Annotated in this window: 22 protein-coding genes; 7 read left to right on the top strand and 15 right to left on the bottom strand. The window is 35.7% G+C overall.

Annotation, left to right across the window (positions count from 1 at the left end):
• Positions 1–101 precede the first annotated feature (101 nt).
• The 4 genes from EMTOL_RS10935 to ubiE all read right to left on the bottom strand — a co-directional run bounded on the left by EMTOL_RS10935 (position 102) and on the right by ubiE (position 2,647).
• Positions 102–626 (bottom strand): YfiT family bacillithiol transferase, encoded by a 525-nt coding sequence (locus tag EMTOL_RS10935; protein ID WP_015029346.1) that lies wholly within the window; start codon positions 624–626, stop codon positions 102–104.
• Between the two features lie 236 nt (positions 627–862).
• Positions 863–1,075, bottom strand: a complete 213-nt coding sequence (yidD, locus tag EMTOL_RS10930) for a membrane protein insertion efficiency factor YidD (RefSeq protein ID WP_041693526.1) — start codon at positions 1,073–1,075, stop codon at positions 863–865.
• Positions 1,076–1,159: 84 nt separating this feature from the next.
• On the bottom strand, positions 1,160–1,894 hold the full coding sequence (gene porT, locus EMTOL_RS10925; RefSeq protein ID WP_015029344.1) for a type IX secretion/gliding motility protein PorT/SprT: 735 nt from the start codon (positions 1,892–1,894) through the stop codon (positions 1,160–1,162).
• A gap of 24 nt (positions 1,895–1,918) precedes the next feature.
• Positions 1,919–2,647, bottom strand: coding sequence for a bifunctional demethylmenaquinone methyltransferase/2-methoxy-6-polyprenyl-1,4-benzoquinol methylase UbiE (gene ubiE, locus EMTOL_RS10920; RefSeq protein WP_041694072.1), 729 nt, complete (start codon positions 2,645–2,647; stop codon positions 1,919–1,921).
• Between the two features lie 261 nt (positions 2,648–2,908).
• On the opposite strand from ubiE, the gene EMTOL_RS10915 reads away from it, so the two are divergent.
• Complete coding sequence (locus EMTOL_RS10915; RefSeq protein ID WP_015029342.1) at positions 2,909–3,412, top strand: methylated-DNA--[protein]-cysteine S-methyltransferase; 504 nt, start codon at positions 2,909–2,911, stop codon at positions 3,410–3,412.
• Positions 3,413–3,598: 186 nt separating this feature from the next.
• Here EMTOL_RS10915 and EMTOL_RS10910 read toward each other — a convergent pair whose 3' ends face one another.
• From EMTOL_RS10910 to EMTOL_RS10900, 3 genes are all read right to left on the bottom strand, one after another.
• Complete coding sequence (locus EMTOL_RS10910) at positions 3,599–4,903, bottom strand: TolC family protein (protein WP_015029341.1); 1,305 nt, start codon at positions 4,901–4,903, stop codon at positions 3,599–3,601.
• A gap of 82 nt (positions 4,904–4,985) precedes the next feature.
• Positions 4,986–6,587 carry a DHA2 family efflux MFS transporter permease subunit gene (locus EMTOL_RS10905; RefSeq protein ID WP_015029340.1) on the bottom strand — a complete coding sequence of 534 codons (1,602 nt, stop codon included), beginning with the start codon at positions 6,585–6,587 and terminating at the stop codon, positions 4,986–4,988.
• Between the two features lie 53 nt (positions 6,588–6,640).
• Positions 6,641–7,684, bottom strand: a complete 1,044-nt coding sequence (locus EMTOL_RS10900) for an HlyD family secretion protein (protein ID WP_015029339.1) — start codon at positions 7,682–7,684, stop codon at positions 6,641–6,643.
• A gap of 268 nt (positions 7,685–7,952) precedes the next feature.
• Here EMTOL_RS10900 and EMTOL_RS10895 point away from each other — a divergent pair, with 268 nt between their 5' ends.
• The 3 genes from EMTOL_RS10895 to EMTOL_RS10885 all read left to right on the top strand — a co-directional run bounded on the left by EMTOL_RS10895 (position 7,953) and on the right by EMTOL_RS10885 (position 10,301).
• Complete coding sequence (locus tag EMTOL_RS10895) at positions 7,953–8,480, top strand: MarR family winged helix-turn-helix transcriptional regulator (RefSeq protein ID WP_015029338.1); 528 nt, start codon at positions 7,953–7,955, stop codon at positions 8,478–8,480.
• A gap of 106 nt (positions 8,481–8,586) precedes the next feature.
• The gene (locus tag EMTOL_RS10890) at positions 8,587–9,426 is read left to right on the top strand and encodes an alpha/beta hydrolase (protein WP_015029337.1); all 840 of its coding nucleotides are present in this window, start codon (positions 8,587–8,589) and stop codon (positions 9,424–9,426) included.
• 71 nt (positions 9,427–9,497) lie between these two features.
• The gene (locus tag EMTOL_RS10885) at positions 9,498–10,301 is read left to right on the top strand and encodes an alpha/beta hydrolase (RefSeq protein ID WP_015029336.1); all 804 of its coding nucleotides are present in this window, start codon (positions 9,498–9,500) and stop codon (positions 10,299–10,301) included.
• An 85-nt stretch (positions 10,302–10,386) separates the two neighbouring features.
• On the opposite strand, the gene EMTOL_RS10880 is transcribed toward EMTOL_RS10885, so the two are convergent.
• From EMTOL_RS10880 to EMTOL_RS10850, 7 genes are all read right to left on the bottom strand, one after another.
• Positions 10,387–11,397 carry a GntR family transcriptional regulator gene (locus EMTOL_RS10880; protein WP_015029334.1) on the bottom strand — a complete coding sequence of 337 codons (1,011 nt, stop codon included), beginning with the start codon at positions 11,395–11,397 and terminating at the stop codon, positions 10,387–10,389.
• Positions 11,398–11,576: 179 nt separating this feature from the next.
• Positions 11,577–13,658 (bottom strand): bifunctional rhamnulose-1-phosphate aldolase/short-chain dehydrogenase, encoded by a 2,082-nt coding sequence (locus tag EMTOL_RS10875; protein ID WP_015029333.1) that lies wholly within the window; start codon positions 13,656–13,658, stop codon positions 11,577–11,579.
• A gap of 291 nt (positions 13,659–13,949) precedes the next feature.
• The gene (locus EMTOL_RS10870; RefSeq protein WP_015029332.1) at positions 13,950–14,420 is read right to left on the bottom strand and encodes a LytR/AlgR family response regulator transcription factor; all 471 of its coding nucleotides are present in this window, start codon (positions 14,418–14,420) and stop codon (positions 13,950–13,952) included.
• A 254-nt stretch (positions 14,421–14,674) separates the two neighbouring features.
• A complete protein-coding gene (locus EMTOL_RS10865; RefSeq protein ID WP_015029331.1) occupies positions 14,675–15,427 on the bottom strand; it encodes a LytR/AlgR family response regulator transcription factor in 753 nt (250 codons plus the stop codon).
• A 224-nt stretch (positions 15,428–15,651) separates the two neighbouring features.
• The gene (locus tag EMTOL_RS21790; protein WP_015029330.1) at positions 15,652–16,833 is read right to left on the bottom strand and encodes a sensor histidine kinase; all 1,182 of its coding nucleotides are present in this window, start codon (positions 16,831–16,833) and stop codon (positions 15,652–15,654) included.
• A gap of 33 nt (positions 16,834–16,866) precedes the next feature.
• A complete protein-coding gene (locus EMTOL_RS10855; RefSeq protein ID WP_015029329.1) occupies positions 16,867–17,316 on the bottom strand; it encodes a DUF3291 domain-containing protein in 450 nt (149 codons plus the stop codon).
• 64 nt (positions 17,317–17,380) lie between these two features.
• A complete protein-coding gene (locus EMTOL_RS10850) occupies positions 17,381–19,144 on the bottom strand; it encodes a phospho-sugar mutase (protein ID WP_015029328.1) in 1,764 nt (587 codons plus the stop codon).
• A 338-nt stretch (positions 19,145–19,482) separates the two neighbouring features.
• Here EMTOL_RS10850 and EMTOL_RS10845 point away from each other — a divergent pair, with 338 nt between their 5' ends.
• On the top strand, positions 19,483–20,394 hold the full coding sequence (locus EMTOL_RS10845) for an OmpA family protein (protein WP_305953223.1): 912 nt from the start codon (positions 19,483–19,485) through the stop codon (positions 20,392–20,394).
• 82 nt (positions 20,395–20,476) lie between these two features.
• Here the strand turns inward: EMTOL_RS10845 and smpB are convergent, their stop codons facing one another.
• On the bottom strand, positions 20,477–20,932 hold the full coding sequence (smpB, locus tag EMTOL_RS10840; protein WP_015029326.1) for an SsrA-binding protein SmpB: 456 nt from the start codon (positions 20,930–20,932) through the stop codon (positions 20,477–20,479).
• 763 nt (positions 20,933–21,695) lie between these two features.
• Here smpB and hflX point away from each other — a divergent pair.
• Complete coding sequence (gene hflX / locus EMTOL_RS10835; RefSeq protein ID WP_015029325.1) at positions 21,696–22,946, top strand: GTPase HflX; 1,251 nt, start codon at positions 21,696–21,698, stop codon at positions 22,944–22,946.
• A 16-nt stretch (positions 22,947–22,962) separates the two neighbouring features.
• A complete protein-coding gene (gene rnr / locus EMTOL_RS10830) occupies positions 22,963–25,341 on the top strand; it encodes a ribonuclease R (RefSeq protein WP_015029324.1) in 2,379 nt (792 codons plus the stop codon).
• The last annotated feature ends 85 nt before the right edge of the window (positions 25,342–25,426 follow it).

The following is a 25,426-nucleotide window of genomic DNA, read 5'->3' as shown; positions in this document are numbered from 1 at the left end:
AAAATTTCACCCCTCGAAATTCCAAATAATAATTTCTTGACAGGGGAATTTGTTTTTGTTTTCTAAATCTTATTAAGTAGCAATATTTCAACAAAATTTCTTTAGTCGTTCAATGCAATTTTGATGTGTTCAAAATGGTGTCTGGTATGCCACGCTGCCATGCTAAGTGCTTGACCCAATGTTAGATTTAACTGGCGAAGAGCATGGTAAAAGGTTTTATCAAAATCACTTTCCGACATACTACGCATCAGAAAAACCCATCTTTTGTGTGTTGCCTCAAGTAAAAGTAAAGCATCTGCTGCGGGTGTACTGGATATTTCGGAGGTTGCATTCCAAGCATTGATATTGGCAATAAATCCAGTAGGATTTTCATCGGTCAATGCTTGTTTAAAGCGTGCGTAGTGCATAATGTGCATATCTGAAATGTGGGTCAATAACTGGCGTACATTCCATGCTCCTTCGCGGTACTGTTTAGCTAATTCTTCATCAGAGAGTTTTTTGGCAAGTCGCTTATACTTAGCAGGATACTTCTCAATGATACTAATGTTGCGTTCGATTTCTTTGGTCGAATAGCTTTTCTTTGGTGCCCACTTTCCGATAGGGTACTGGCGTTGTTCGAGTGTCATTGCCGAGAAAGGTTTTGTTGTAAATTCAAATTTACAGAGTATTTATAGAACTATAAACTCAAAGAAGGATTCATTTTATGAAAATAAACAAATAGTGAATAAACTTCTTTAAAAAGTACCAAAACCAGTAGAATATTTTGTTAAAAATACTTATCACTTATTGGATAATTATGCTTGAAGAGTAATTAGAATTCAAACAGTAATTCATAACAAGTACCCGATAAGCATTTCAAGAATTAAGGAACAGGGTCATAACCATGTGTATGGCTCCAAGGACCACAACGAGCAATACGCTTTGCGGTGAGCCAAAAACCTTTGAAAAATCCATATTTCTGAAAAGCCTCAACGGAGTATTGTGAGCAGGTAGGAGTATAACGGCATGAAGGTGGAAACCAAGGTGAAACACCTGCTTGATAGAGGCGAACGAGAAAGATGGCGATGTATTTCATTCTGTAAAAAAATAGACAAAAGCTGTAAAAAATACCTTTAAGCATCTAACAACTTTTGTCTAAAATTGGTTTGTTTGAAATATTTTACTCAAATAAAATATATAAAGTAACTGTATGCGTTGTCATTCGCTCAACACCTTGCAATGCCGTACCTGCGTTAGTTAAGGGGTCAACTAAATTTACAAGACCGTGCGAAAAATGAAGCTCAGGTGCAAATTTAAAATACTCCCTAAAAAACTCAATACCCGTACCGTACTCAATACTTAAGTCACTGGTTTTTGTAACAAACTTATTTATATTCCTACGGCTATTAGGGTTAGTCTCTACGCCATAACGTAAACCTCCAAATACATACATTCTAACATTTCCTCTTCTTTCCGACTTGTATTTAAACATTATAGGCAACTCAAACCATGCAGTTTCTCTTGACTCGGCTTTTTCTTTAAATTTTTGGGGGTCGTTATCAGGTAAAGACGTATCAATATATTGATATTCTAGCTTACGTCCGTAAATGGCAACAGTTGGCAAAACTCTAAAATCGAAATAATCATTCAATCGAAAATTGACTAAACCTCCCATTTTCAGACCCAACACTCCGGGGGAAGTAATGCTATAATAATTATCTTTATTGACGAAATAATTATTGAATTTAATATTGAAGTTCGTACTCGTTAAACCCAAAAAATACCCAAAACGCATATCCTTTGCATCATAATCTGCCTGAAAACGTGGGCGATTCTGCTGAGCATATACGCATTGCGAAAAAATGGCTAAAAAAAAGAGTTTTAAGACAAATCTAGGAAAAGGGGCTTTTTTCATAAATATTACAAAAAGTATAAAGCTTTATGGCTTTTTGCCAATGTAAATCGAGCAGGTACCGAAAGTCAATGGAATCCACTTGGTTTGCGTGAAACCTGCTTTTTCGAATACACTCAAGAAATCATTCCCTTCTGGAAATGCTTTCACCGACTCTGGTAAATAGCTATAAGCAGAGCTATCGTTCGAAACTAATCTACCAATGAGTGGGAGTATTTTGCCGCTATAAAATTCGTAAATTTGTTTTATGATGGGAGTCTTAGGGTTTGAAAATTCCATTACCATGCACGTTCCCCCCGACTTTGTTACTCGGCACATATCGGTTAGGCCTTTTTCTAAATTTTCGAAATTACGTACACCAAAAGAAACGATAACCGCATCAAAAGTATTGTCATCAAAGAGTAATTTCTCAGAATCGCCCATTTGAAGCTCAATTTTATTTTCTAATCCAAGCTTCTTCATTTTCTCTCTGCCAAACGAAAGCATTCCCTCCGAAATATCAACCCCAATTACCTTTTCAGGATTTAGCTGTTTTACTGCTTCAATTGCTAAATCGCCCGTTCCAGTAGCTATATCTAAAATCAACTTCGGCTTTACACTTCGAAGTGTAGAAATGGCTTTCTTACGCCACCAAAAATCAACTCCTCCGCTGAGCAAATGATTAAGAAAATCATATTTCGGCGAAACATTATCAAACATTTCGGCAATCTGCTCACGCTTGCTACTATCTTTTTCTTTATAAGGTACTACCATTATTGTATAGCGACTCTTTTGAATCACTTAAATTTTTATGAATAAAAAAATATGTTTGCAAAATTACAAAACTACTTTTTTATAACTGCTTGATTATCAGAAAAGTTTTTTAAGTATCGTTTTTATAAATAAATGTAAAATACAATTTTTACATAAAAATCTAAGAATCAATTATTTATACTCCTCTGGTCTTAACTAAATTATTCTCAATTGAATTATTCTTTTATTTATATTTGAAATCTAACTCAAAACGCACCGAAATTCATGCAATATGTGAAGCATTATACTTCTCCTTTGGGCATTTTAGAAATTATCTCAACTGATTCTTACGTTACGCATGTGCTATTTCGTGATGCACAAAAAAAACCAAGCCGACAATTAGAAGAAACGCCCGAAAACTCTGTAATTATTGATGAATGTATACGTCAGTTTGATGCCTATTTTGCAGGTAATTTAAAAGACTTTGATTTACCTTTACTAGCACAAGGTACTGATTTTCAGAGAAATGTATGGGAATGTTTAAAAACAATTCCTTTCGGTAAGACTATTTCTTATCTTGAATTTTCTCGAAGAGTGGGCAATGAAAAAGCCATCCGAGCGGTTGGTACGGCCAACGGTAATAATCCTTTAACTATTATTTTACCCTGCCACCGTGTAATTGGCTCTGACGGAAGTTTGGTTGGCTATGGTGGCGACCTCTGGCGAAAAGAATGGTTACTTCAGCACGAGGGGAGTTTACCAAAAATTAAGCAGTTAAACTTATTTTAATAGAAATTGAATCAAAAAAATAAAACTGAAGGAATTTAATAAAACAAATTTGACTTTAGTCGAATAAAACATTCAGACTAAAGTCAAATTTATTAGTGCAAACGCCCCACAGATAAAACAGAGTGTACACTTGTAGGGCAATGAGTGATGTTTATTTCAATATTCTGTATGACTCCTGCTAGTTTTTTACCAAAACTTCACTCCCGATAATCGACCGATTTCGAGTTTGGCCATTAAGGCCTGATAATCATACTGTAATAAATTAAACTTCGCTTCTTCTAAACCCGTTTCGGCTGCTTGAATTTCGAGTGGAGTGCTTACCCCGTTTGCTAACCTATTTTTTGCTAATTTCAAACCATATTCAGCTTGAAATACATTACTTGCCGCCAATTCTTTCTTTTGATTAGCAACTTTTATATCGTTATAAGCATTTTCAAGGTCACGGCTAATCTGCACCTTTTGCGATTCAGTACCTTGCTTAGCTGCATCCAGATTGATTTTAGCTATTTGTGTATTATATGCACCGCGTTTCCCTGTATAAATCGGAATTGATAATTTTACGCCTAACAATGAGTTTGGTCTTAAAATCGAAATATCGGGTAGGTAGCCGTTTCTCACCCCTACTGAAGCACTTGCTGCTAATGTTGGTAAGCTACTCATGCCCGAAATCTTCACTTCTTGCTCTAAAATGCTTTCTTTTGAGAGCAAGTATTTCAAATCTACATTATTTTGAATGGCTTCATTATAAGCAGTTTGCAAATCAGATTTTGCATAAGGGAATTGTAATTCTGCATTAGCTGGAATTAGTTTACGTGCGTCAGAACCAATCAATGAGCTTAGGAAAATAAACTGTTTTTCAAGCTGCCCTTGCAAGTCAATAACACGCATTTCTGCATTTTTATAACGAACTTGTGTTTGAATCGCATCATAATCTAAAGCATCACCACTCTTGATTCGGTCGGCAATGATTTTGCCATTTTCTTGAACCAATTTTACTTGTTCTTGTTGCACAACTATCGCTTTTTGTAAATAAACAATGCTATAATAAAGTTGTGTAACTTGGTAAGCTAATGTATGTTTTAATGTTTCAATTCCACCCCCTTGTTGCTGAATTTCAAGCAAAGTTTTCTGTACACCTGCCTTAAATCTTCCCCAATCATAAATCACATACGATGCACCTACACTGGCATTATAGTTATTATGGGGCTGAAATTGAATCGTTCGAGGCTCACCATTAACTGGCAATGTGGCTTGAGCAATTGGGTCAACACGCGAATAGCTCAACTCACCACTTACTTGAGGTTTAAGTCCTGTTTCTTGTACTTTAATTCGATAATCACCAGTAGTTAACAACTGTTGTTGTTCCTTCACACGTGGCGAATATTCAATGGCTTGATTGATAAGTTTCGGAAGCACTTGCTCAGTACTCTGAGCAAACACTTCACCACCTAAAAACAAGCAAATAATTATGAATGCTTTATTGATTTTCATCTTTCTAATATTCTATTTATTGAAGCTTTTGCTTTAATTTTCGTTATTTAATATAAAGTATCCGATACTTTTATTGCCCAAATTAATGTGCTTCAGAAGTAGCCTTGTTGGCCGCTGCAATTTCTTCTGCTGATTTTTTCTTAGTTCTTAAAAGTGTTACTAATGGTAAAACACATAAGAAAAATACAGCCACAATTCTGAAAGTATCTAAATAAGCCAAGTAATAAGACTGGCGGTCGAGCATTAATTCTAATTGTCGATATGCTTGAGCTGTTGCTTGAGAAATATCTCCCGAACGAGCCAAAAAACCCATTTTTATCGCATTGAATTTCTCTAAAAATAAAGGATTATTGGGCGTATAATTGGCTACCAAATCAGAGCGGTGCTGAGCATACTGAATAGCCACATAGTTATTGGCCAAAGCAATACCAAAAGCACCACCAAGCTGACGAATCATATTTGTCAGTGAGATACCCGCCCCAAATTCATTGGGTTTCAAACCTGCCACCGAAGCATTAATGAGTGGCAATTGGAGCATTACTGTGCCTAAACCACGCAAAACTTGGATAGGATAAAAATCCCAACGATTCATATCGGCAGTAGCAGTCCCACTGTAAAATCCGAAAAAGGCAAAAATCAAAATTCCAGAAATTACGAATGGTATCGGAGATACCCCCGATGACATAACTCTACCCAAAATTGGGAAAAGTGGCAAAATCGTAAGTGTTGGAAAAAACAATGAAAGACCTGTTTCGTAGGGTGTAAAACCATTGATTCGTTGAACCATTACTGGATAAACGAAAACGGAAGTAAACAAACCGACGCCCGATACCAAAACAAATATCGAAGAAAAAGCAAAGTTTCGATTACCAAACACTCGTAGATTAACTACTGGATGGTCGGTATTTAATTCTCTACTGATAAATCCAACGATACCTAATAGAGCTACCAAAGCCATGATTGAAATCTCTCTCGACTCAAACCAATCTTTCGACTCTCCTTTTTCAAGGATATATTGCAGTGAACCAATGCCAATAATCAGTAAAATGATTCCGAAATAATCAATCTTGATATTGGCTTTGTTTTTCCCTTCACCCTCTTTTTTCGGAATATATAATATGGTAAGTAGCGTTGCTACAATACAAATAGGTACATTGATAAAGAAAATATCGCCCCAAGTATAATTATCTACAATGTATCCACCCAAACTTGGCCCGAGTGTTGGTCCTAATACGATACCCATACCAAATAAACCCGACGCCATTCCTCGTTCTTTTCCGGGAAAAGCATCAAATAAAATGGCTTGCGATGTAGATAATAATGCTCCCCCTCCGATACCTTGTATAAATCGCCAAAGAACTAACTCCCATAAAGAACCAGAATTTCCGCAGAGATAGGAAGCAATCCCAAAAAGTATCATCGAGCCTAAATAATAGTTTTTTCGGCCAAAATATTCACCCAAAAAGCCAGTCATCGGAATGACAATTACGTTGGCGATGGCATAAGAGGTAATTACCCATGCAATATCCTCAATTGTTGCCCCCAAAGAACCAGCCATCTGATTAAGTGCTACGTTTACAATCGTTGTATCGAGCAACTCCATTACAGCAGCGGTTACTGTTGTCAGCACGATTACAAACCGTGCAGCACCAGTAGGAATTTTAGTAGTTACTGTGTGTTCCATGAAAATAGTTTAATGTTTGAATAATCTTCTCTCCAACAATTAGTTGGTTTCGATTATTTAATTTTCACTTCAGCCTCTACACTCATTCCTGCACGTAACTTATCACGTAGTTTTTCAACGCCCTCAATGGCAATTTTTACTGGAATTTTTTGTGTTACTTTCACAAAGTTTCCACTGGCATTATCTGGCGGAAGAAGTGCATATTTAGCTCCTGTTGCATCAGAGAAATCAGCAATTTTTCCTTTTAATTCCATCTCAGGAAAAGCATCAAGCGTGATTTTAACCTCTTGCCCTACTGCCATTCGACTGATTTGTGTTTCTTTAAAGTTTGCTACAACCCAATAAAGTGAATCTTGCACGATTGTAGCTAAAGTTTGACCCGGTTGAATAAACTGGCCTGGTTCTACACTCTTACGTCCAATTTTTCCATTTTCGGTTGCATAAACTTTTGAGTAGGTAAGCTTAAGTTTTTGTTGCTCGATTTTTGCTTTTTGTACCGCTAACGCAGCTTCTGCCTTGTGAAGATTGGCTACAAGGATATCCAAACGAGATTTCGAAGCTGAAATATCCTGCTTTTGTCCGTCAAGTTGAGCTGAGATAATATCTAAATTTGCCTTGCTATCATCTGCTTGGCGTTTTGTAATAGCATTATCAGCCAATAATTTAGCATCTCGCTCAGCATCTTTTCTTGCCTTATCTTGTCTTAAAACCGTTGATTTCAAGTTTGCTTCGGCTGCACCGATTGTCAAGTTAGTATTTTTGATACTAGCACGAGCATTTTCTACATCTGTAAGCATTTGCTGATACATTGCTTCCATTTCTACTAATGCTAATTGTTGTTCACGGTCATCGATATCAACTAAAAGCTGTCCTTTCTTTACTTCTTCAAAATCCTTCATATTCACCGTATTGACGTATCCACCTACGCGTGGTACAACGGGCACGGTATAAGTTTCAATCTGTGCATTATCAGTGGTTTCGAAGTGTTGGTTATACTGATACTTCTGATAAGCATAAATTGCCGCTCCGATTACAATTAAGAGTAAAATAATTCTTGGAATGTAGTTTTTAAACGATTTCTTTGGTGCGTTTTCCATTGTTTTAGTTCAAGTATTTGTTTTTAGTTTTTTGAAGTTTACTATTGAGCATTTCAGTATAAAAGCTTATCGCTAAATACAAACTAATTGGCCAATTAGTAACCACAATTTATTTAGAGTAGTCTTTCGATTTTAATTTGACAGCACAAAGTAAACCAAGTTTACTAAATTAGTCAAGCAAGTTGACAATTATTTTTTTTGTATTACCTTTGTATTAAATTTACTTTTAACAAAATCTTAATCAGATACCATTTCTGAGAATAAAATCATGAACGAAGAGTTATATGCCGAGGTTGCTGCATTAAAAGCAAACAAGACACGCTTGCTGGGAAAATTACTCAATAGGACTTATCGCTACATGAGTGATTTGGCAAGCGACTATCTTAAAGGCACCGACTTTACGGGCTTTCGAGTAGGGCATATTGTTGCATTAGTGCAAATAGATTTAAGTGGTACAAATATTAATTCCTTAGCTGCAGCTGCTGGCATGACCAAGCAAGGCATGAGTAAAATCGTAAAAGAACTTCAAGAAGATGGCTATGTAAACGTTGAAAAAGACCCCACAGATGCCCGTGCCCTTGTGGTAAAATATACAGAGAAAGGGCTTCATGCCATGCTTGAGTGGAGAAATTGCACTAATTTCATTAACCAAAAATTTGGTGAGACTTTGGGTAAAGAAAAACTCGAAACGTTAAAAGACTTACTCGGTGAACTAGTACAAGAGTATGAAAATAATTACTGCAATAGCTCAAAAGAAGTGACAAAAGAGCTAATGAAAAAAAAGTGGAAAAAGTAAATTAATGATTTTTTCTAGCTAGTTTGGTTCATAAAAGAGTCGAAATTCAATAAATTTCACGATTTTTCTTTAAATTCGCAAACACTCTATCTAACCATCTAGCTATATGTCAGTGACAGAAATTATCATTGGGGTAATTGTGCTTTATTTAATTATTTGCTTGATAGCCTATAAAATTCAAGAGTATTTCATCTTTAAACCAGAAAGATTATCTCAAGATTTTGAGTTTCGCTATGATGAACACTTCGAAGAATTATTTTTCGATATGCCTGATGGAGCAAGAATTAACGGCCTATTATTTTATGATTTAGGAGAAGAAACCCGTGGTTTGGTTATCTATTTTCATGGTAATACACGAAGCATAAAAGGTTGGGCAAAATACGCCAAAGATTTCATTGCCCATGACTATGATGTTTTGATGATTGACTATCGAGGCTTTGGCAAGAGCACAGGTAAACGCCACGAAGAACGTATGTATGCCGATTCTCAGGTGGTTTATCATAAAATGCTCGTACGAGGTTATGATGAAAAAAATATCGTTATTTACGGACGTTCGTTGGGCTCGGGTTTTGCCTGTAAATTAGCTTCAAGAAATAACCCTAAAATGCTCATTCTCGATGCACCTTATTATAGTTTCTCGCATCTAACAAGCCGATTCCTACCTTTCTTACCAGTTTCGATGATTCTTCGGTTTTCTATTCGTACCGATGAGTACATCAAATTTGTCAAATGTCATGTTTATATCATTCATGGTACAAAAGATTTACTAATACCGTTTCGGTCAAGCGTAAAATTAGCTAAATTAGCCCCGCAAAAAACTCGCTTAGTTCCAATTTATGGTGGAGGACATAATAACTTGCCATCTTTTCCAGAATATCATAAGCATCTCGAAGAAATTTTACTCGACCGCTTCGATTTAATTTTTGATAAACATATTGGTTATTAAGTGAGCATTGGGTCTGTGAAATCGAACCAAGAATTATTATTAATTATTTCATTATCTATTAATTTCAACCTGTGTTTAAGCCAAAATACCTTCAGATTGCTCTTACTTTTTATGTAATTTTAATAGCTGGATTAGTTCTTTTCCAGCGTTTTATTGTTCTACATCCAAAAAAGCTAGCGAAAGATTATCTGTACGAATTTCCTAAAGCGGAAGAGTTTTATGTTCAGGTTTCACCCGAAATTCGCTTAAATGCCTTAAGATTCGCTTCGCAGGATACTGTTTCGAAAGGTGTTGTGTTATATTTTCACGGAAATGCTGATAATTTAGCCCGCTGGGGAGAACACGCCACTGAGTTTACTCAAAGAGGTTATGATGTGGTGATGTACGATTATAGAGGCTTTGGCAAAAGTAATGGGCGTTTGGATGAACAAAATTTCTTGTATGACGCTCAATTTATTTTTGATGATTTAAGTCGTCGATACAATCCAGACCAAATCGTACTTTACGGACGTTCGCTGGGTTGTGGAGCAGCTATTAAAGTTGCGTCAAATAATGCAGTAAAGAAGCTTATCCTCGAAACTCCATACTATAGCCTTCCTGATGTAGCATTTAGCCATTTACCAATTTTTCCGTTCAAATACGTATCAGAATTTAAAGTAAATGCCTACGAATGGCTTCCTCGTGTAAGATGTGACGTGCACGTTTTTCATGGAACTGATGATGAGGTTGTGCCTTACAAACAAAGTATCAAACTACTTGAAGCAGCAAATAAAAACCTCGATAAAACCCTCACTACTTTACAAGGAGGGCATCATCGAGGCCTTGAACAATTTAAAGAATATCAGACTAAATTAGATGAGCTCTTAGCTAAATAATAACTTTCTAAAAATATCTCTGATAGCTTGAAAAGTTGGTAGTGTTCGGCATATATAATAGGTAAATACTTAAAACGCTCACTCATTATAAACTCTTTCTACGAATGGTGTAGAAAGGGTTTTTTACTTTTATCTGCTTTTTATCAAGCAAAAGGGCGGCAGCCGTGCGGCCCATTGTCTCGAAATCGGTAGTAATTACCGTAATTTCCAATAGTTCTTTCAGTGTAGTTTCATTGAAAGAAATGATACCTATATCCTGCCCTAATTTTAATTCTGATTGTCGAGTTTTCTTAACTAATTCAGCCAAATCTGTCTCTTCTACCACTAAGTAGGCCGTACCAGTATGCAATGCTTCATCAATAGCGTTTTCTTTTATTAGAAATTCTCTTCCAAAATTAACACAAAATTGTCGAAATCCACGTACGATTTCATTTGGATAATTCCCATCACTTGGAAAAACCAATACCATACGGCTATATTTTTCGAGTAAATCTCTTAGTTCTTCTAAGGCATCAAAAATATCTTTTTCAAAATCTTGATAGACACTCAAGCAAGGTTTGGTGTATTCTGGTAAGTCTTTATCTAATAAAATGAGTTCTTCCGAAGGAATCTTTTCCAATGTTTTCAAAGCGGACACTTTTTCGGTTTCTGGGAAAAAATGTGGCATGATTACATAGTAATTATACTTTCCAACATTATTGGCAATTATTTCGGCAAAAATCCGACTATCATAGTGATGAATTTGTAAATCTACACTTGCTTTATTACCTAAAACCTTCAGAAAAGCGTAATAAATAAGCTTTTTGTATGAACTTAACTTATTGAAAACCAACAAGATACGCATCTTATTATGGTCATTCCCATTTACATAGAAGCCTTTACCTTGCACCGATGATATATAACCACGTTCTTTTAATTCGCGATAAGCTTTTTCTACTGTATCTCGTGCTAAATAATACTCTTCACTCAACTCGCTTATAGAAGGTAATTGCTCATCTTTTTTCAGTACAGTACGCTCTATATCCACAATTATCGACTGCACAATTTGCTTGTACTTAGGCGTCTTATCGCTGGGGTTGAACTGTAGTTTATACATATTTCTAGAATAATCGTAGTGAAATACTGTTTGAAAGAGTTTTAAGGCAACTTAACTAATGTGAAATCAATCAACGATTGAACTAGGTTTCAGAAAAGTTTAAAAGAAAACGAGTGAATTTGGATTAAATTCACTCATTTTTGCTTTATAGTATCAAAACGCCTTCGTTCGCAGTCTTTTTATCTTACAAATGCTACCGCTACACCACCATCAACATTCAAGATATTTCCTGTAGATTTTGATAAACTGCCATCAACAAATACCCTTACAGCCTTAGCGATATCTTCTGTTAAGATTTCTTCATTGAGAAGTGTTCGAGAAGCATACATTTTTGGCAAATCTTCCACTTTAATACCATAGGCTTTTGCACGGCCTTCAGCCCACTCACCTTCCCAAATCTTACTACCACGTAATACGGCATCTGGGTTTACGGTATTTACTCTAATTTTATCTTTACCCAACTCAGCAGCCATCAAACGTGTCATGTGTGCTTGGGCAGCTTTTGCGGTTCCATAACCAACATTATTAGGCCCTGCAAATAGGGCATTTTTACTAGCAATATTCACAATATCACCACCAGTAGCTTGTTCACGCATAATTCTCACAGATTCTTGCGATACCAAGAATTGACCTTTTACCAATACATCTTGAAGCAAATTCCAGTCAGCAAGTGTATGGTCTTCAAGTGCTTTTGAAATTGAAAGACCCGCACAGTTTACCACAATATCAACGCCCCCAAACGCCAAAACTGTATTACGAAGTGATTCTGCTATTATTTCTGGATTTGTCACATCAATATTTGTGGTAATGACAGCATCTTTTCCATATTTCTGACGCAATTCGGCTTGTACTTCTTCTAACAAGTTGCGGTCAGCAGCAGCTACACAAGCACCTTCTCTCATTAATTCTTCGCAAATAGCTTTACCAATTCCTCCAGTTCCGCCAGTTACAAAAGCTACTTTTCCAGAAAGTGATTTTGGCTTTGGCATTCTTTGTAGTTTTGCTTCTTCCAATAACCAATATTCAATATCAAAAGCCTCCTGTTCATCTAAGCCAACATATTCCGATACAGCCTCTGCTCCTTTCATTACATTGATGGCATTTGTATAAAACTCTGCCGCCACTCGTGCAGTTTGTTTGTCTTTAGCAAACGTAAACATACCAACTTGTGGGTACAAAATTACAACTGGATTTGAATCACGAATTGCTGGACTATTATCATGTTTACAACGCTCATAATAAGCGGCATAATCGGCACGATAGGCCTCAAACTGTGCTTGAATGGCTTCTTTTGAAGTTCCCGTTAATACCATCGGACGAATTTTCGTACGCAAGAAGTGGTCAGGGCAGCTAGTTCCTTTCTGAGCCAAACGCTCTAAATCATTTGAATTAACAAATTCTAATACTCTTGGGTCATCAGTAAAATGACCTATCATTTGACGATAACTTGAAGCTAAACCACGTAAAGTAGGCATAATTTCTGCGGCAGCCATTTTACGCTCTTCTACTGGTTTTGAATCTAATTTGGCACCACCAAATACTGGGCTTTTTTTTCCATAATTAGCAGTTAAAAACTCTGAAGCCATCTCAATAACCTCTAAAGTATTGATATATGATTCATACGAAGTATTACCCCAAGTAAATAAACCGTGCCCTCCTAAAATTACCCCACGAATATTCGGGTTTTCTTCAACAGTTTTGGCTAATTGTAAACCCAAATCAAAACCAGGGCGTTGCCATGGAATCCAAGCCATCGTTTCTCCCCAAATTTCTTTCATGATAGCCTCTCCATCTTTACTTGCTGCAATAGCAATGAGTGCATCTGGGTGAAGATGGTCGATGTGTTTAAATGGTAATAAACCATGTAAGGGAGTATCTATTGAAGGAGCCGCACATTTAGGGTCGAACAAGCAATGATTAAATAACTCTACCATTTCATCTTCAAATGCTAAACCTCTATATCTTTTTTTCAATGCTTGTAGTTTATCTACATACAAATTAGCACAACCTTTTTTAGTAAGTGTACCAATATCTCCGCCTGAGCCTTTTACCCACATTACTTCTGCTGGTTCGCCTGTCACAGGATTTGTTTCTGTAATTTTACAAGAGGTATTCCCACCCGCATAGTTAGTAAGGCGTAAATCGGCACCCAGTAGGTTTGAGCGATAAATAAACAAATCTACTTCATTTTGAGCTAGTTCTGCGGCTTTAGCTTCATCCCATAAATAGCTAACATGCTTGAATGTTAGGGCTTTTTCCATAGTTTTTTTTTATAATGGTTTCGTTTCTTTAGCTGATATTTTTATTGCAAAAGTCTCAATTCTTATTTAAAGAATCTTCATGTACTCACCTGCAAATACTTGTGTTTCAGCAAATTTAGTTAAGAAAAGAATATAGAAGCGTGCTCGTGAAGGCTATATTTTTGAAGGAATAAATGTATCTAATAATATTAGTGTAGAAAACTAAAGTGTGTATAAAAAAATAAAGTGCCGGATTTTACCAGCACTTTATTCCTCGTAACCCAAAAAGTAAAAATTAACCACGAGTAACTGTTAGGAAACTCGGATAGTTGTCTTCATTTTTATCGTAGAAGAAACGTTTTGTCCTGTATTACGTAAGAATCTACGATAATTACGACGGAACTCAGCCGCTTTTCTGCGAGAAATAAATATCTTTTGATCATGAATTAAAATTTCACCACCTCGGCAGTTGAAATATAAATCATCTACATATTCAAGATTGATAATGTAAGAACGGTGAGGTCTTACGAAGTTTGAAATCTCTAAAAGCTCTTCTTCAAAAATTCTTAGTGTTTTTGAACTAATTATTTCTCTACCATCATTCAGTTTAAAAATTGTGTAATTCTTAGAGCTTTTCAAATAAAGAATATCCTTTAGCTGAATCATATTGCGTTTGCCAGCAACTCTCATCGCCAAATTTGCTCCAGTGGGCTGGCTCACCACATTTTGAACCACCGTAAAACCTTCAAGGTTTAATGGGATTTTATAGAGTAGTTTATTCATCTGACTATAAAGGATAACTTATAAAGCTTTGTTGCTTGAATTACTGAAACAATATTACAGTACATAATTAAACGGTACAACAACAAATCGGTAAGTGGCGGGTAAAATTCGGTAAGTGGCGGATTTATTTTTAAACGGTAGTTTTAAAAAATAGAAGAGGTCGATTTTTGTACTGAAGTAGTATTTTTTTCTTTTTTTAGGGGCTCTAGAGAAATGATTAGAAGGTAGCTATTGTTTTTACATTTCAAGCGAAATCAATAAGAACTGAGCCATTCTAAAAATTCTTGTTTACGACGACGAGAAACTGGCAATTCATGCCCATGCTCTGTAAGAATAGTTCCTCCCTCACCTTTTACATATTTTTTTATATAATCACGATTCACTAAGAACGAGTGATGAATTCGGAAAAAATCATAATTAGCTAATATATCCTCAAATTCTTTGATATTCTTTGATACTGTAAGTTTCTGATTATCGGTCAAATGAATGTAGGTATAATCGTCATCTGCTTCACAATACTCAATTGTATTCACAGGCACAAACTGGAATCCGTTAACTACCGAGATTGGAATTTTATTATTTTTATCTCGCGGATGTCTAAGATTATTTATAAGGTGCTCAAGGTTATTTTGGGTATGCTTACCCTCTATACGTTTTTTTGCCTTCGAAACAGCCTCTATCACTTCTTCTATATTAATTGGCTTCAAAAGGTAATCTAAGGCACTGAATTTGATAGCTGTAACGGCATAACGGTCGAAGCCCGTTGTGAAGATAACTTCAAAATTAGGTTTAGAGATACGTTCTAATAAATCAAAACCACTTCCATGAGGCATTTCAACATCAAGGAATACTATATGCGGAGCAACAGTTTGAATAAGTGTATATGCCTCGTCAATAGAGTTTGCTGTACCAACAATCTCTATTTCATTCGAACAAAATTGCTGAAGAATGATTCTTAGGGTTTCAACACTACGATTTTCGTCATCTACAATGATAGCCTTATACATTATACAAATCTTTTATTAAGCAATTTCAAACATCTTATGTACCTTACAAACAAAATTATAATTAGGTTTTTTATGTAAAAAAACAGCTTAAACCCTACATTATTTTATAAGCAACTTTTAATTAAACCATTAAAGTCTTAGCTTATCTTGGTTCGCTGATTAAAAGTTTATTAGCAAAAGTAAAACAATGTTTATGCCACACAAAAGAATAAAATGATTACGTATTAACCAAATTTTGGAAATTTTATTTCAATTAAAGTTCCTACATCCGCCTCTTCTTCGTCGTTTTTCTCAATACGGTCATTAATTGAAAATCTAATATCAGAATCTGCTATCATATTAAAAGTTCGTAGGCGTTCTTCTGTAATTTTTAATCCTTGTGATTGATACCCTTTTCTTGACTTCGCTTGAATCTGCCTAGCTCGTTCTCGACCAACACCATCATCTTCTATTTTGCAAACCAAATATTTCCCTTGATTATAGAAATGGATATACAAATTACCCTGTGTTGTTTTATAACGTAAACCATGGTTGATTGCATTTTCGATGAAAGGCTGTAGAATCATGGTTGGAATATCAACAAATTGATTAACATCAGGAGCAATATTTAGATGAAATTCAAATTTGTTATCAAACCTTAATCTTTCCATTTCTACATACAAACTTAGTAGTTTAATCTCGTCGGAAAGGGTAATATATTTACTTCTTGAAGAATCTAAGAATAAACGAATTAAGTTGGCAAACTTCGATAAATAATTATTGGCAGCGATGCTATCTCTCGTAAGAATAAAACTTTGAACGGCGTTGAGGGCATTAAATACAAAATGTGGATTCATCTGTAATTGTAGCGTACGAAGTTCTAGCTCAGTTACTTGCTTATAATGCCTTTGTTCTTCATCAGCCCAAAACTTCAAGAAACGCTCTCTTCCATAAAATAAGCCAAAAAGGGTTACGAAGCACGCCCCCCAAAACCACCAAGAACGCCACCATGGATATTCTATCTTAAATTCAACAAAAATGGGCTTGCTTTGAATATTATCATGCTTTGAAATTCCGATTATTTCGAAATGATAGATAGCAGGATTCAGTGTATCTATGCGAATTACATCTTCCTTTAAATTAGTCCATGGATAAACTTTATCTCCTTCAAAACTATCTTCTATAATTCGATATTTATAAGAAATATTCGAGAGCGTAGGCATTGATTTGAGAGTTAACTCAATGGCATTATCTTCGTAGCCTATACTATAGGAGTTGGCTAGTGGAACAATACGACCCGCTATTTCTACTTCGGCAACGACAACCTTAAACTGATTAGTTGTTTTTTGTTCAGAAAGAACTTGACAGTAAATGTGTTGATTTGCTAAAATGCATAATATTATAATTATGTTTCCAAATCGTAACATTTAGGTAAAATTTAGTTTGAAGAGGTTCAGCTTTTAAACGATTGGTAAAAATACATCTTTAAAAGTGAACGCAAAAGGAGTTGAGCCATTTTTATTGATGCTTTCTAATCTTTCTTTAGCATCATGCGGAGTAGGTGTGTAATTGTGGGGAATCCACCACAAGGCAAGCATTGCTCCACTTGGTTTCTCAAACCACTTATTTCTTTCTCGCATCACACCAACATGAGCTGTTTTGAAGGCAAATTCTTTTAAATCTTCAATCGTTTCCCATACCGACATATTAATGATTATATCAGCATCATCAAAAATCCTGAGGGCCGTTGCGTTTTCATTATCCCCTTTTAAACGCCACACAAAACCCTTGCTCTTTTCTGCTAATGCATTTATTTCATCTAGCTGTGCAACAAAATCAGCTAATAATGGGCTATCAATGGGTGCCAATAATTTTGAGATATTTACCTGTGCCAAATAATACTTTTGCATAATTTTATTAGAAAACCCTGCAAGAGTTTATACTTACAGGGTTACTTATAATTGCATTAAAATTTTAGTTCAAATTCAGTTCAGCCTGAATAGTCTTCACCTTTTCTTTAAGAGAAGCTAGTGTTGCATCAAACTCATCTTTTTTCTTCAATTTAGCTCTTACACCAACATAGAATTTGATTTTTGGCTCTGTCCCAGAAGGGCGGCATGTAAACTTGGTTCCGTCGGCTGTAAAGAATTGTAACACATTTGAAGATTCAATACCCATTTTTCCAGAAGGAATGGCTTTCTCTTCGCCTGTTTTTAGGTCTTTTGTTATGAGTGATTTATAATCATCCATTCGAATAACCTTCGAACCTGCCAATGATTTTGGTGGTTTGGCTCTAAAATCTAACATCATTTGTTGGATTTCTTCGGCTCCTGTTTTTCCTTTTTTAGTCAATGAAATTAAGCCTTCATAGTAGAAGCCATTTTTTTGATACATTTCTGCCAAGAAATCGAAAAGCGAAAGCCCTTCATTTTTGGCAAAAGCCGTAAGTTCGGCAATCATAGCACAACTAGCAATGGCATCTTTATCACGTACTTTATCGCCAATCAGATAACCATAGCTTTCCTCACCTCCACCTATAAATGTTTGCTCACCTTCTAATTCTCTGATTACCTGAGCAATGTATTTAAAGCCAGTAAGTGTATTGTAGCAATTTACGCCTGCCTTTGCTGCCATCTCATCGATGAGGTCTGTTGTTACGATTGTCTTAGCAACAAATTCTTTTCCAGTAAGTTTCTTTGCTTTTTTCCATGCCTTCAGTAAATAATAAATAATTAAACTTGCTGCTTGGTTTCCGTTCAATAATTGCCATTCGCCTTTAGGGTCTTTCACAGCCATACCTACACGGTCGGCATCGGGGTCAGTTGCTATAACTAAATCGGCATTGAGTTCTTTAGCTTTTTTCAATGCCAAACTCATCGCCTCTTGCTCTTCAGGGTTTGGATAAACCACTGTTGGGAAGTTTCCATCAGGAGTAGCTTGTTCTTCTACAATATTAACATTTGTGAAGCCTAATTGAGCCAAAGCCTTTGGCACCATTGTAATACCAGTTCCATGTATAGATGAGAATACGATATTTAGGTCTGACTGCCTCTTTATCATTCTTGGATTAACGCAGATGCTCTTTACCGCTTTCAAATAAGCTTTATCAAGCACCTCACCAATCATCTTGATTCTCTTTTTAACTCCTCTAAACTTAATATCTTTAACATTAGTAATGGCATTTACTTCGGCTACAATATTTTTATCGTGAGGAGCAACAACTTGTGAGCCATCAGTCCAGTAAACTTTATAGCCATTATATTCACGTGGATTATGCGATGCAGTAATTACAATCCCACTTTGGCAACCAAGCTGACGAACAGTGAATGAAAGCTGCGGTGTCGGACGGAGTTCTTTATACAAATAAACCGTGATTCCGTTGGCAGAAAGAATATCGGCAGCAACACGAGCAAATTCTGGCGAGAAATTACGACTGTCGTGAGCAATGGCTACTTTTATATCTTGGCCAGCAAATGTTTTGTTTAAGTAATTTGCCAAACCCTGAGTAGCAGCACCAACCGTATATTTATTCATACGATTTGACCCAACACCAATTTCACCTCGCATACCACCTGTGCCAAATTCTAAATTTTTATAGAATGAGTCAGTTAATTGAGTTGCATTACCTTCATCAATTAATTGCTGAATACTGGCTTTCGTTTCAGAGTCGTATTTACCTTTAAGCCAGGTTTTGATGTTTTTTTCTGCTGTTGAATCTAATTTGAGTGCTTTTAGCATGACTACATTTCTTAATTTGAATTTTCTTAAAAAGATATTTAAACAAATTAAATGAAGTTTTTGATGTTTTTCAAGAATGTCAAATATTTTACACTAACTTTATCAAAAAAATACCTTCAATGCTGTCAAAATATACATTTAATTTATTTTTTTACTCTAAATAAACCCAAAAAAAATCTTTTCTAAGGATTGTTAACATACCTTCTCATGAATTTTAAGTTAATTCTGTAAATAATGAAGAATGTTTTTTTAAAATATTTTAAATTGTTAATTTTACACCTCAAATTTGTCATAAAATTACAACTCAAACCAATTTAGGATAATTTAATAGTATGAAAATGTCGTTCAAACCACTATTCGTTTTATTTGTCGGACTATCGCTGACTTCATGCGTAGCCAAGAAAAAACTTACAGCTTTACAAGCTCAATACGATAAAGCTCAGTCAGACTTAGTTAAGTGCGGAGATTCTGTACAAGACTATAAAGATAAACTTGAGCGTATGAGCAAGCTACAACAAGATACAGAAGCACAGAAAAATAATACTGTAGCTACTGTCCAACAACGCGACCAACAAATCAAAGATTTAAAAGAACAAATTGCTGATTTAAAAAGCTTACGCGATAAGCAAGTTGAGCAAGTTGGAAACTTAACAGTATTATCGAAAGCAGCTAATGATAATATCGACAAGACGCTTTCACAATTAGCAACAAAAGACAAGTACATCAACATGTTGCAAGCAGCACGTACAAAAGCTGACTCTATCAACTTAGCTTTAGCTGTAAACTTGAAAAGCGTGTTGAATCAAGGTCTTGACGACCAAGATGTAGAAGTGAAAGTTGACAAAACTGTGGTAATGATTAATATCTCTGACAAAATGTTGTTCAGCACAGGCAGCTCACGTATTTCATCGAAAGCAAATGCAGTATTGAACAAAATTGCACAAATCGTAAAATCAAGACCAGACCTAGAAGTAATGGTTGAAGGTTATACTGATAACGTATCTATCAAAACAGATTGTATTGATGACAACTGGGATTTGAGTGTGAAACGTGCTACCTCTGTTGTTCGTGCATTACAGCAAAACTTCGGCATCGACCCGAACAAACTTATTGCAGCGGGTAGAGGAGAGTACAATACACTTGTAAGCAACGATTCGGCTGAAAACCGTTCAAAAAATCGTCGTACTCGCATTATCTTAATGCCTAAACTTGATCAATTCTACGAATTATTGAATCCAGATAAAAAGTAATTGATTCAATGTCAATAAAAAAGCGAAGTCGGTGAAAATTAATTTTCACCGACTTCGCTTTTTTTAATACGTCTGTACGTCATCAGCTTTCACGCATTCGCTCCCGAGCAACATCTCGTTCTTTGATGCTATCTCTTTTATCATAAAGTTTCTTTCCTTTTGCCAATGCAATATCTAGCTTCGCTAATCCTTTATCATTAATAAAAAGACGAGTCGGTATTACCGTTAATCCCTTATCGGTTAATTTATTGGCTAATTTTTTTAGTTCTTTTCTTTGCAATAGAAGTTTTCTATCACGCAAAGGCTCATGGTTGTAGTGCGTACCTTGCTCGTATTTCGAGATATTTAGGTTTTTTACGTATAATTCACCATTAATAAAAAAGCAATAAGCATCTGTCATATTAAATTTACTCAAACGAATAGATTTAATTTCTGTTCCTGTCAAAACCATACCGGCGGTGTATCTTTCTAAAAAGAAAAATTCAAAACTTGCTTTTTTATTGCTTACATCTATTTTTTTTGCTGCTTTTTCTGCCATTTCTTCCTAAAGCTTTTAGCTTTTAATAATACCCTAATTAATTGATAATTTCTAATTTACCTTTTTTCTTCGAAAACTAATAGCACGACGCCCCTTTTAATTTCCAACAAAGTTACAAATAAAAAATCCCTACCTCAAAAATAGTGGCAGGGATTCCGACTTACGTGCTTTCCTAATAATCCATGTATAAGCTCTATAATTGGATTCGACTTCGAGTGAGATTTACTTAAATAAACCTCTATTTGGGGTTTCCAATTCGGAAACTTCCTAAAGCAAAGTTAAATATTTTTAGGATAAAAAAAATATTGTTTTATTTTTCTTCTCTAAAAGGCATTAATTTAAGCTTTGCTTTTAATTTTTTGTTTTAAAAACAGATCCATTCTACACTACCTTAAAACAAAAATTTTCATTTTTTAAGTTTCAAATTCGTTAAATATCTTTTATCAATGAATATATTTATTTTGAAAACTTCTATTTCAATAACGAAAAGTATGCCAAAAACTCATGAAAACTCATTGTGCAGCATATAAAAAATATAAATATCTAATAATCAGAAACTTACTATATCAAAATTGCAAAAACAATACAGTTTGGTTATTTCGTTGATGCTTACAAGGAAGTTGTATAGAAGAATTTATTCCTACTTTACGACAAAATTTGGAATTTCAAATATTTTTTCTTATATTTAATAGAGTGCAGTTGAGTAACAATCAATATTCCTCGATTGCTAGTTTTATTTTTATTTATAAATTTTTTTTTAAAATTGCTTAAGTCACCCATTTTTTCAACCGCCAAGCAGCAAGAAAGTGCCATACTGGTAGGTCTGATTACACAAAAACAAAATGCCGAACAAACAAAAGAGTATCTCGATGAATTGGAGTTTTTGGCAACTACGGCGGGTGTAATCACAAAACGTGTCTTTACACAAAGACTCGAACGCCCCGACTCACGCACCTTTGTGGGTAAGGGAAAATTAGAAGAAATAAAAGTTTGGTTAATAGAAAATCCTGTTGATAGTATCATTTTTGATGATGACCTCACGGCTCCACAAGTGAGAAACTTGGAAATGATGTTTCAGGATATAAAAATCCTTGACCGCAGTTTATTGATTCTAAATATTTTTTCACAACGTGCACAAACTGACCAAGCCAAACGACAAGTAGAGCTAGCACAATATCAATATCTTTTGCCTCGCCTTACGCGTATGTGGACTCACCTTAGCCGTCAAAAAGGTGGTATTGGTATGCGTGGCCCTGGTGAAAAAGAATTAGAGACTGACAAACGTATCGTAAAAGACCGTATTGCCTTTTTGAAGGATAAACTCGAAAAGATTGACAAACAGAGTTTTACCCGAAGAAAAGAACGTAGTCGGCTTGTGCGTGTTGCATTAGTAGGCTATACAAACGTTGGGAAGTCAACGCTGATGAGGCGTTTGGCCAAAACAGAAGTATTTGCCGAAAATAAACTTTTCGCTACCATTGACTCTACCGTAAGAAAGGTAGTTTTAGGAAATATTCCATTTTTGCTAACTGATACCGTTGGTTTTATACGAAAACTACCAACACAACTCATCGAATCATTCAAATCTACGCTTGATGAAATTCGTGAAGCAGATATTTTAATTCATGTGGTTGATATTTCACACCCATCTTTCGAAGAACAGATTGAAGTAGTGAATGTTACTTTAGCAGAAATTGGTGCATCTGAAAAATCAATGATATTGGTTTTCAATAAGTTAGATTTATTTAAGCCCGAATCTGAAGATAATCTTGATGAACATCTAACAACTATTGACGAAAATCTTCTTCAGAAAAATCTCGACCGACTAAAAAATAGTTATCTGAAAAAAAACACCGAAAATGTGGTTTTTATTTCGGCCGAGCACAAAGAAAATCTAGCAGATTTACGTGATGTATTGATTCAGAAAATTCAAGAGAAACACTTCTTGATTTATCCGAATTGGGACCCAACACAAAACCCTTTGTACGACTGGCAGGGAGTTGTACAAGAGTAATTATTTAACAATTCAAATGACAAAAAACAAACAAAAATCATATTATGACCAAATGAAGGCAGAAATTCTCGCTTTCTTTTCGGTCAATAGTGAGCATCCATATACTTTACAAGACCTTTTTTCTCATTATGATGTAAAAAACAAGCAAGAAAAAGCACTTTACGGAATGCTCTTAGAGGATTTGCTCGAAGAAGGAAAAATATATCAAATAGATAAAGGTAAATATACGGTTGATGTCAATGCCAACTCTGTGGTTGGCCGCCTTGACCACGTGAATCCACGCTTTGGATTTATCAGATACGATGAAACTAAACCTGATATTTGGGTAAGTGCCGACGACATGAAAGGTGCCATTGACGGAGACTTAGTGAAAGCAACCGTTTACGGTGAATTTTATAGAAAAGGTGATAACCCCGAAGGTGCTATCATTGAAATTATCGAACGTGGACGAAAAGAAATTGTAGGTAAGATTCAGACTTTTGGTAATTATGCACTCGTGCACCCCGACCACAAAAACCTACACGATGATATTTTCGTACCGAAAGATAAAATTAAGGGTGCTACCAAAGACGATTTAGTTATTGTACGAATTTTGACTTATCCGACCAATGTACAACAAGGAACGGGTGAGGTTATTGAAATTCTAGGAAAATCGGGTGAAAATAACGCAGAAATGCACGCAATTCTTGCCGAATTTGGTTTGCCAATCAGATTTGATAAGGCAATCGAAGAAGAAGCTGCTGCTATTTCTGAAGTTATCACCGAAGAGGAAATCAAGAAAAGAAGAGATTTTAGAAATATCCTAACTTTTACGATTGACCCCCATGATGCAAAAGATTTTGATGATGCTCTCAGCTTTAGGGTTTTAGAAAATCATAATTTTGAAATAGGCGTACACATTGCCGATGTAACGCATTACGTTCGTGAGGGAACCCGACTGGAAGAAGAAGCATATAATCGTGCTACCTCCGTTTATTTAGTTGACCGTACGATTCCGATGCTTCCTGAGAAGCTTTCGAATAACCTTTGTTCGCTTCGTCCCAATGAAGATAAACTTACCTTTTCGGCAGTATTTGAAATGACACACGATGGGCGAGTAATAAGTGAGTGGTTTGGCCGTACGATTATCCATTCTGATAAAAGATTTACTTATGAGGAAGCTCAAGAGGTTTTAGAAAATGAGGAAGGTGATGTATTGAATCCGATTACGGAACCCAACGAAATTCTTGAAAAATATCGTTTTCCGCTGCATACGCTGAATCATTTAGCGAAAATTTTAAAGAAAGAACGCTTCCGTAATGGAGCTATTAACTTCGAAACTAATGAAGTAAAGTTTAAACTTGATGAAACAGGAAAACCACTTGGTGTAGTTCTAAAAATTAGGAAAGACGCCCATAAACTGATTGAAGAGTTTATGCTTTTGGCCAATAAAAAGGTGGCAGAGTTTGTATTTAAACTTGGCGGCAAAAAACAAGGTAAACAGAGTGAAGAAAGCCAAACTCAGCACTCAACAACCATGGTTTATCGTGTACACGAACCACCAAACCCCGAAAAACTACAAAACTTTGCCAATTTTGCGGGTCGCTTTGGCTTCTCAATTCGCACAGATTCTGATAAATCATTATCGAATTCAATGAACAAAATGATGTCGGAGGTAGAAGGCACTCCAGTTCAGAATGTTTTGGAACAATTGGCTGTTCGCACAATGTCGAAAGCTCGCTATACAACGGAGTCTTTGGGGCACTTTGGTTTAGCATTTGACCATTACAGTCATTTTACATCGCCAATTCGCCGTTATCCAGATATGATGGCTCACCGACTCTTACACCATTATCTGACAGCCTCACCAAAAGATTTTGGAAACGTTTCAAGAGATGAATTTGAGAAAAAGTCGAAGCACTCATCTGATCGTGAAAAACTTGCCGCCGAAGCTGAAAGAGCTTCTATCAAATATAAGCAAGTGGAATTCATGAGCCTACAAGACCGCAAAACGGTCTTTAGCGGTGTTGTGACAGGTGTAACTGATTTTGGCATTTTCGTTGAAATAACCACTACAAATTGCGAAGGTATGGTTCGCTTAGCCGACTTAAAAGATGATTACTATGAATGGGACAGAGATAATTATCGAGTAGTAGGCAAACGCACTGGTCGAGTAATTAATTTTGGTGATACCGTAAAAGTTATCGTCAAAGGTACTGACTTAGATAGAAGAAGCATGGATTTAGAATTGGTAGGTTTAGAAGGGAAAACCATGCCATCGAGTAACACTCGCCGTAGTAATAGAGGGCAGAGAGATGCAGTAAGTGCGAAATCTGGCCCAAGAAAAAGAGAACGAACAGCCCCTAAACGCCAAAAATCGGCCGATAAAAATAAGGGCAAGCGACGAAAAAAATAGCTTTGTTTCAATCGAAACATTTCTAGCACTAAAGAGTTAATTAGACAGGTAGGGTTTTGACTTTACCTGTTTTTTTTATGAAATA

The sequence above is a fragment of the Emticicia oligotrophica DSM 17448 genome, from assembly GCF_000263195.1.
Lineage (GTDB): Bacteria > Bacteroidota > Bacteroidia > Cytophagales > Spirosomataceae > Emticicia > Emticicia oligotrophica.
The sequence above is the reverse complement of the archived record's forward strand: the minus strand, read 5'-3'. Positions and strand labels throughout refer to the sequence as shown.

What these genes read in the sequence shown, in the direction of transcription:
- EMTOL_RS10870 (WP_015029332.1), bottom strand. Translation starts at nt 14,420, where the DNA reads ATGAATAAACTACTCTATAAAATCCCATTAAACCTTGAAGGTTTTACG.
- EMTOL_RS10880 (WP_015029334.1), bottom strand. Translation starts at nt 11,397, where the DNA reads ATGTATAAACTACAGTTCAACCCCAGCGATAAGACGCCTAAGTACAAG.
- porT (WP_015029344.1), bottom strand. Translation starts at nt 1,894, where the DNA reads ATGAAAAAAGCCCCTTTTCCTAGATTTGTCTTAAAACTCTTTTTTTTA.
- EMTOL_RS10845 (WP_305953223.1), top strand. Translation starts at nt 19,483, where the DNA reads ATGTCGTTCAAACCACTATTCGTTTTATTTGTCGGACTATCGCTGACT.
- EMTOL_RS10855 (WP_015029329.1), bottom strand. Translation starts at nt 17,316, where the DNA reads ATGCAAAAGTATTATTTGGCACAGGTAAATATCTCAAAATTATTGGCA.
- EMTOL_RS21790 (WP_015029330.1), bottom strand. Translation starts at nt 16,833, where the DNA reads ATGTTACGATTTGGAAACATAATTATAATATTATGCATTTTAGCAAAT.
- EMTOL_RS10895 (WP_015029338.1), top strand. Translation starts at nt 7,953, where the DNA reads ATGAACGAAGAGTTATATGCCGAGGTTGCTGCATTAAAAGCAAACAAG.
- EMTOL_RS10850 (WP_015029328.1), bottom strand. Translation starts at nt 19,144, where the DNA reads ATGCTAAAAGCACTCAAATTAGATTCAACAGCAGAAAAAAACATCAAA.
- rnr (WP_015029324.1), top strand. Translation starts at nt 22,963, where the DNA reads ATGACAAAAAACAAACAAAAATCATATTATGACCAAATGAAGGCAGAA.
- EMTOL_RS10935 (WP_015029346.1), bottom strand. Translation starts at nt 626, where the DNA reads ATGACACTCGAACAACGCCAGTACCCTATCGGAAAGTGGGCACCAAAG.
- smpB (WP_015029326.1), bottom strand. Translation starts at nt 20,932, where the DNA reads ATGGCAGAAAAAGCAGCAAAAAAAATAGATGTAAGCAATAAAAAAGCA.
- EMTOL_RS10915 (WP_015029342.1), top strand. Translation starts at nt 2,909, where the DNA reads ATGCAATATGTGAAGCATTATACTTCTCCTTTGGGCATTTTAGAAATT.
- EMTOL_RS10890 (WP_015029337.1), top strand. Translation starts at nt 8,587, where the DNA reads ATGTCAGTGACAGAAATTATCATTGGGGTAATTGTGCTTTATTTAATT.
- EMTOL_RS10865 (WP_015029331.1), bottom strand. Translation starts at nt 15,427, where the DNA reads ATGTATAAGGCTATCATTGTAGATGACGAAAATCGTAGTGTTGAAACC.
- EMTOL_RS10910 (WP_015029341.1), bottom strand. Translation starts at nt 4,903, where the DNA reads ATGAAAATCAATAAAGCATTCATAATTATTTGCTTGTTTTTAGGTGGT.
- EMTOL_RS10875 (WP_015029333.1), bottom strand. Translation starts at nt 13,658, where the DNA reads ATGGAAAAAGCCCTAACATTCAAGCATGTTAGCTATTTATGGGATGAA.
- EMTOL_RS10905 (WP_015029340.1), bottom strand. Translation starts at nt 6,587, where the DNA reads ATGGAACACACAGTAACTACTAAAATTCCTACTGGTGCTGCACGGTTT.
- EMTOL_RS10900 (WP_015029339.1), bottom strand. Translation starts at nt 7,684, where the DNA reads ATGGAAAACGCACCAAAGAAATCGTTTAAAAACTACATTCCAAGAATT.
- yidD (WP_041693526.1), bottom strand. Translation starts at nt 1,075, where the DNA reads ATGAAATACATCGCCATCTTTCTCGTTCGCCTCTATCAAGCAGGTGTT.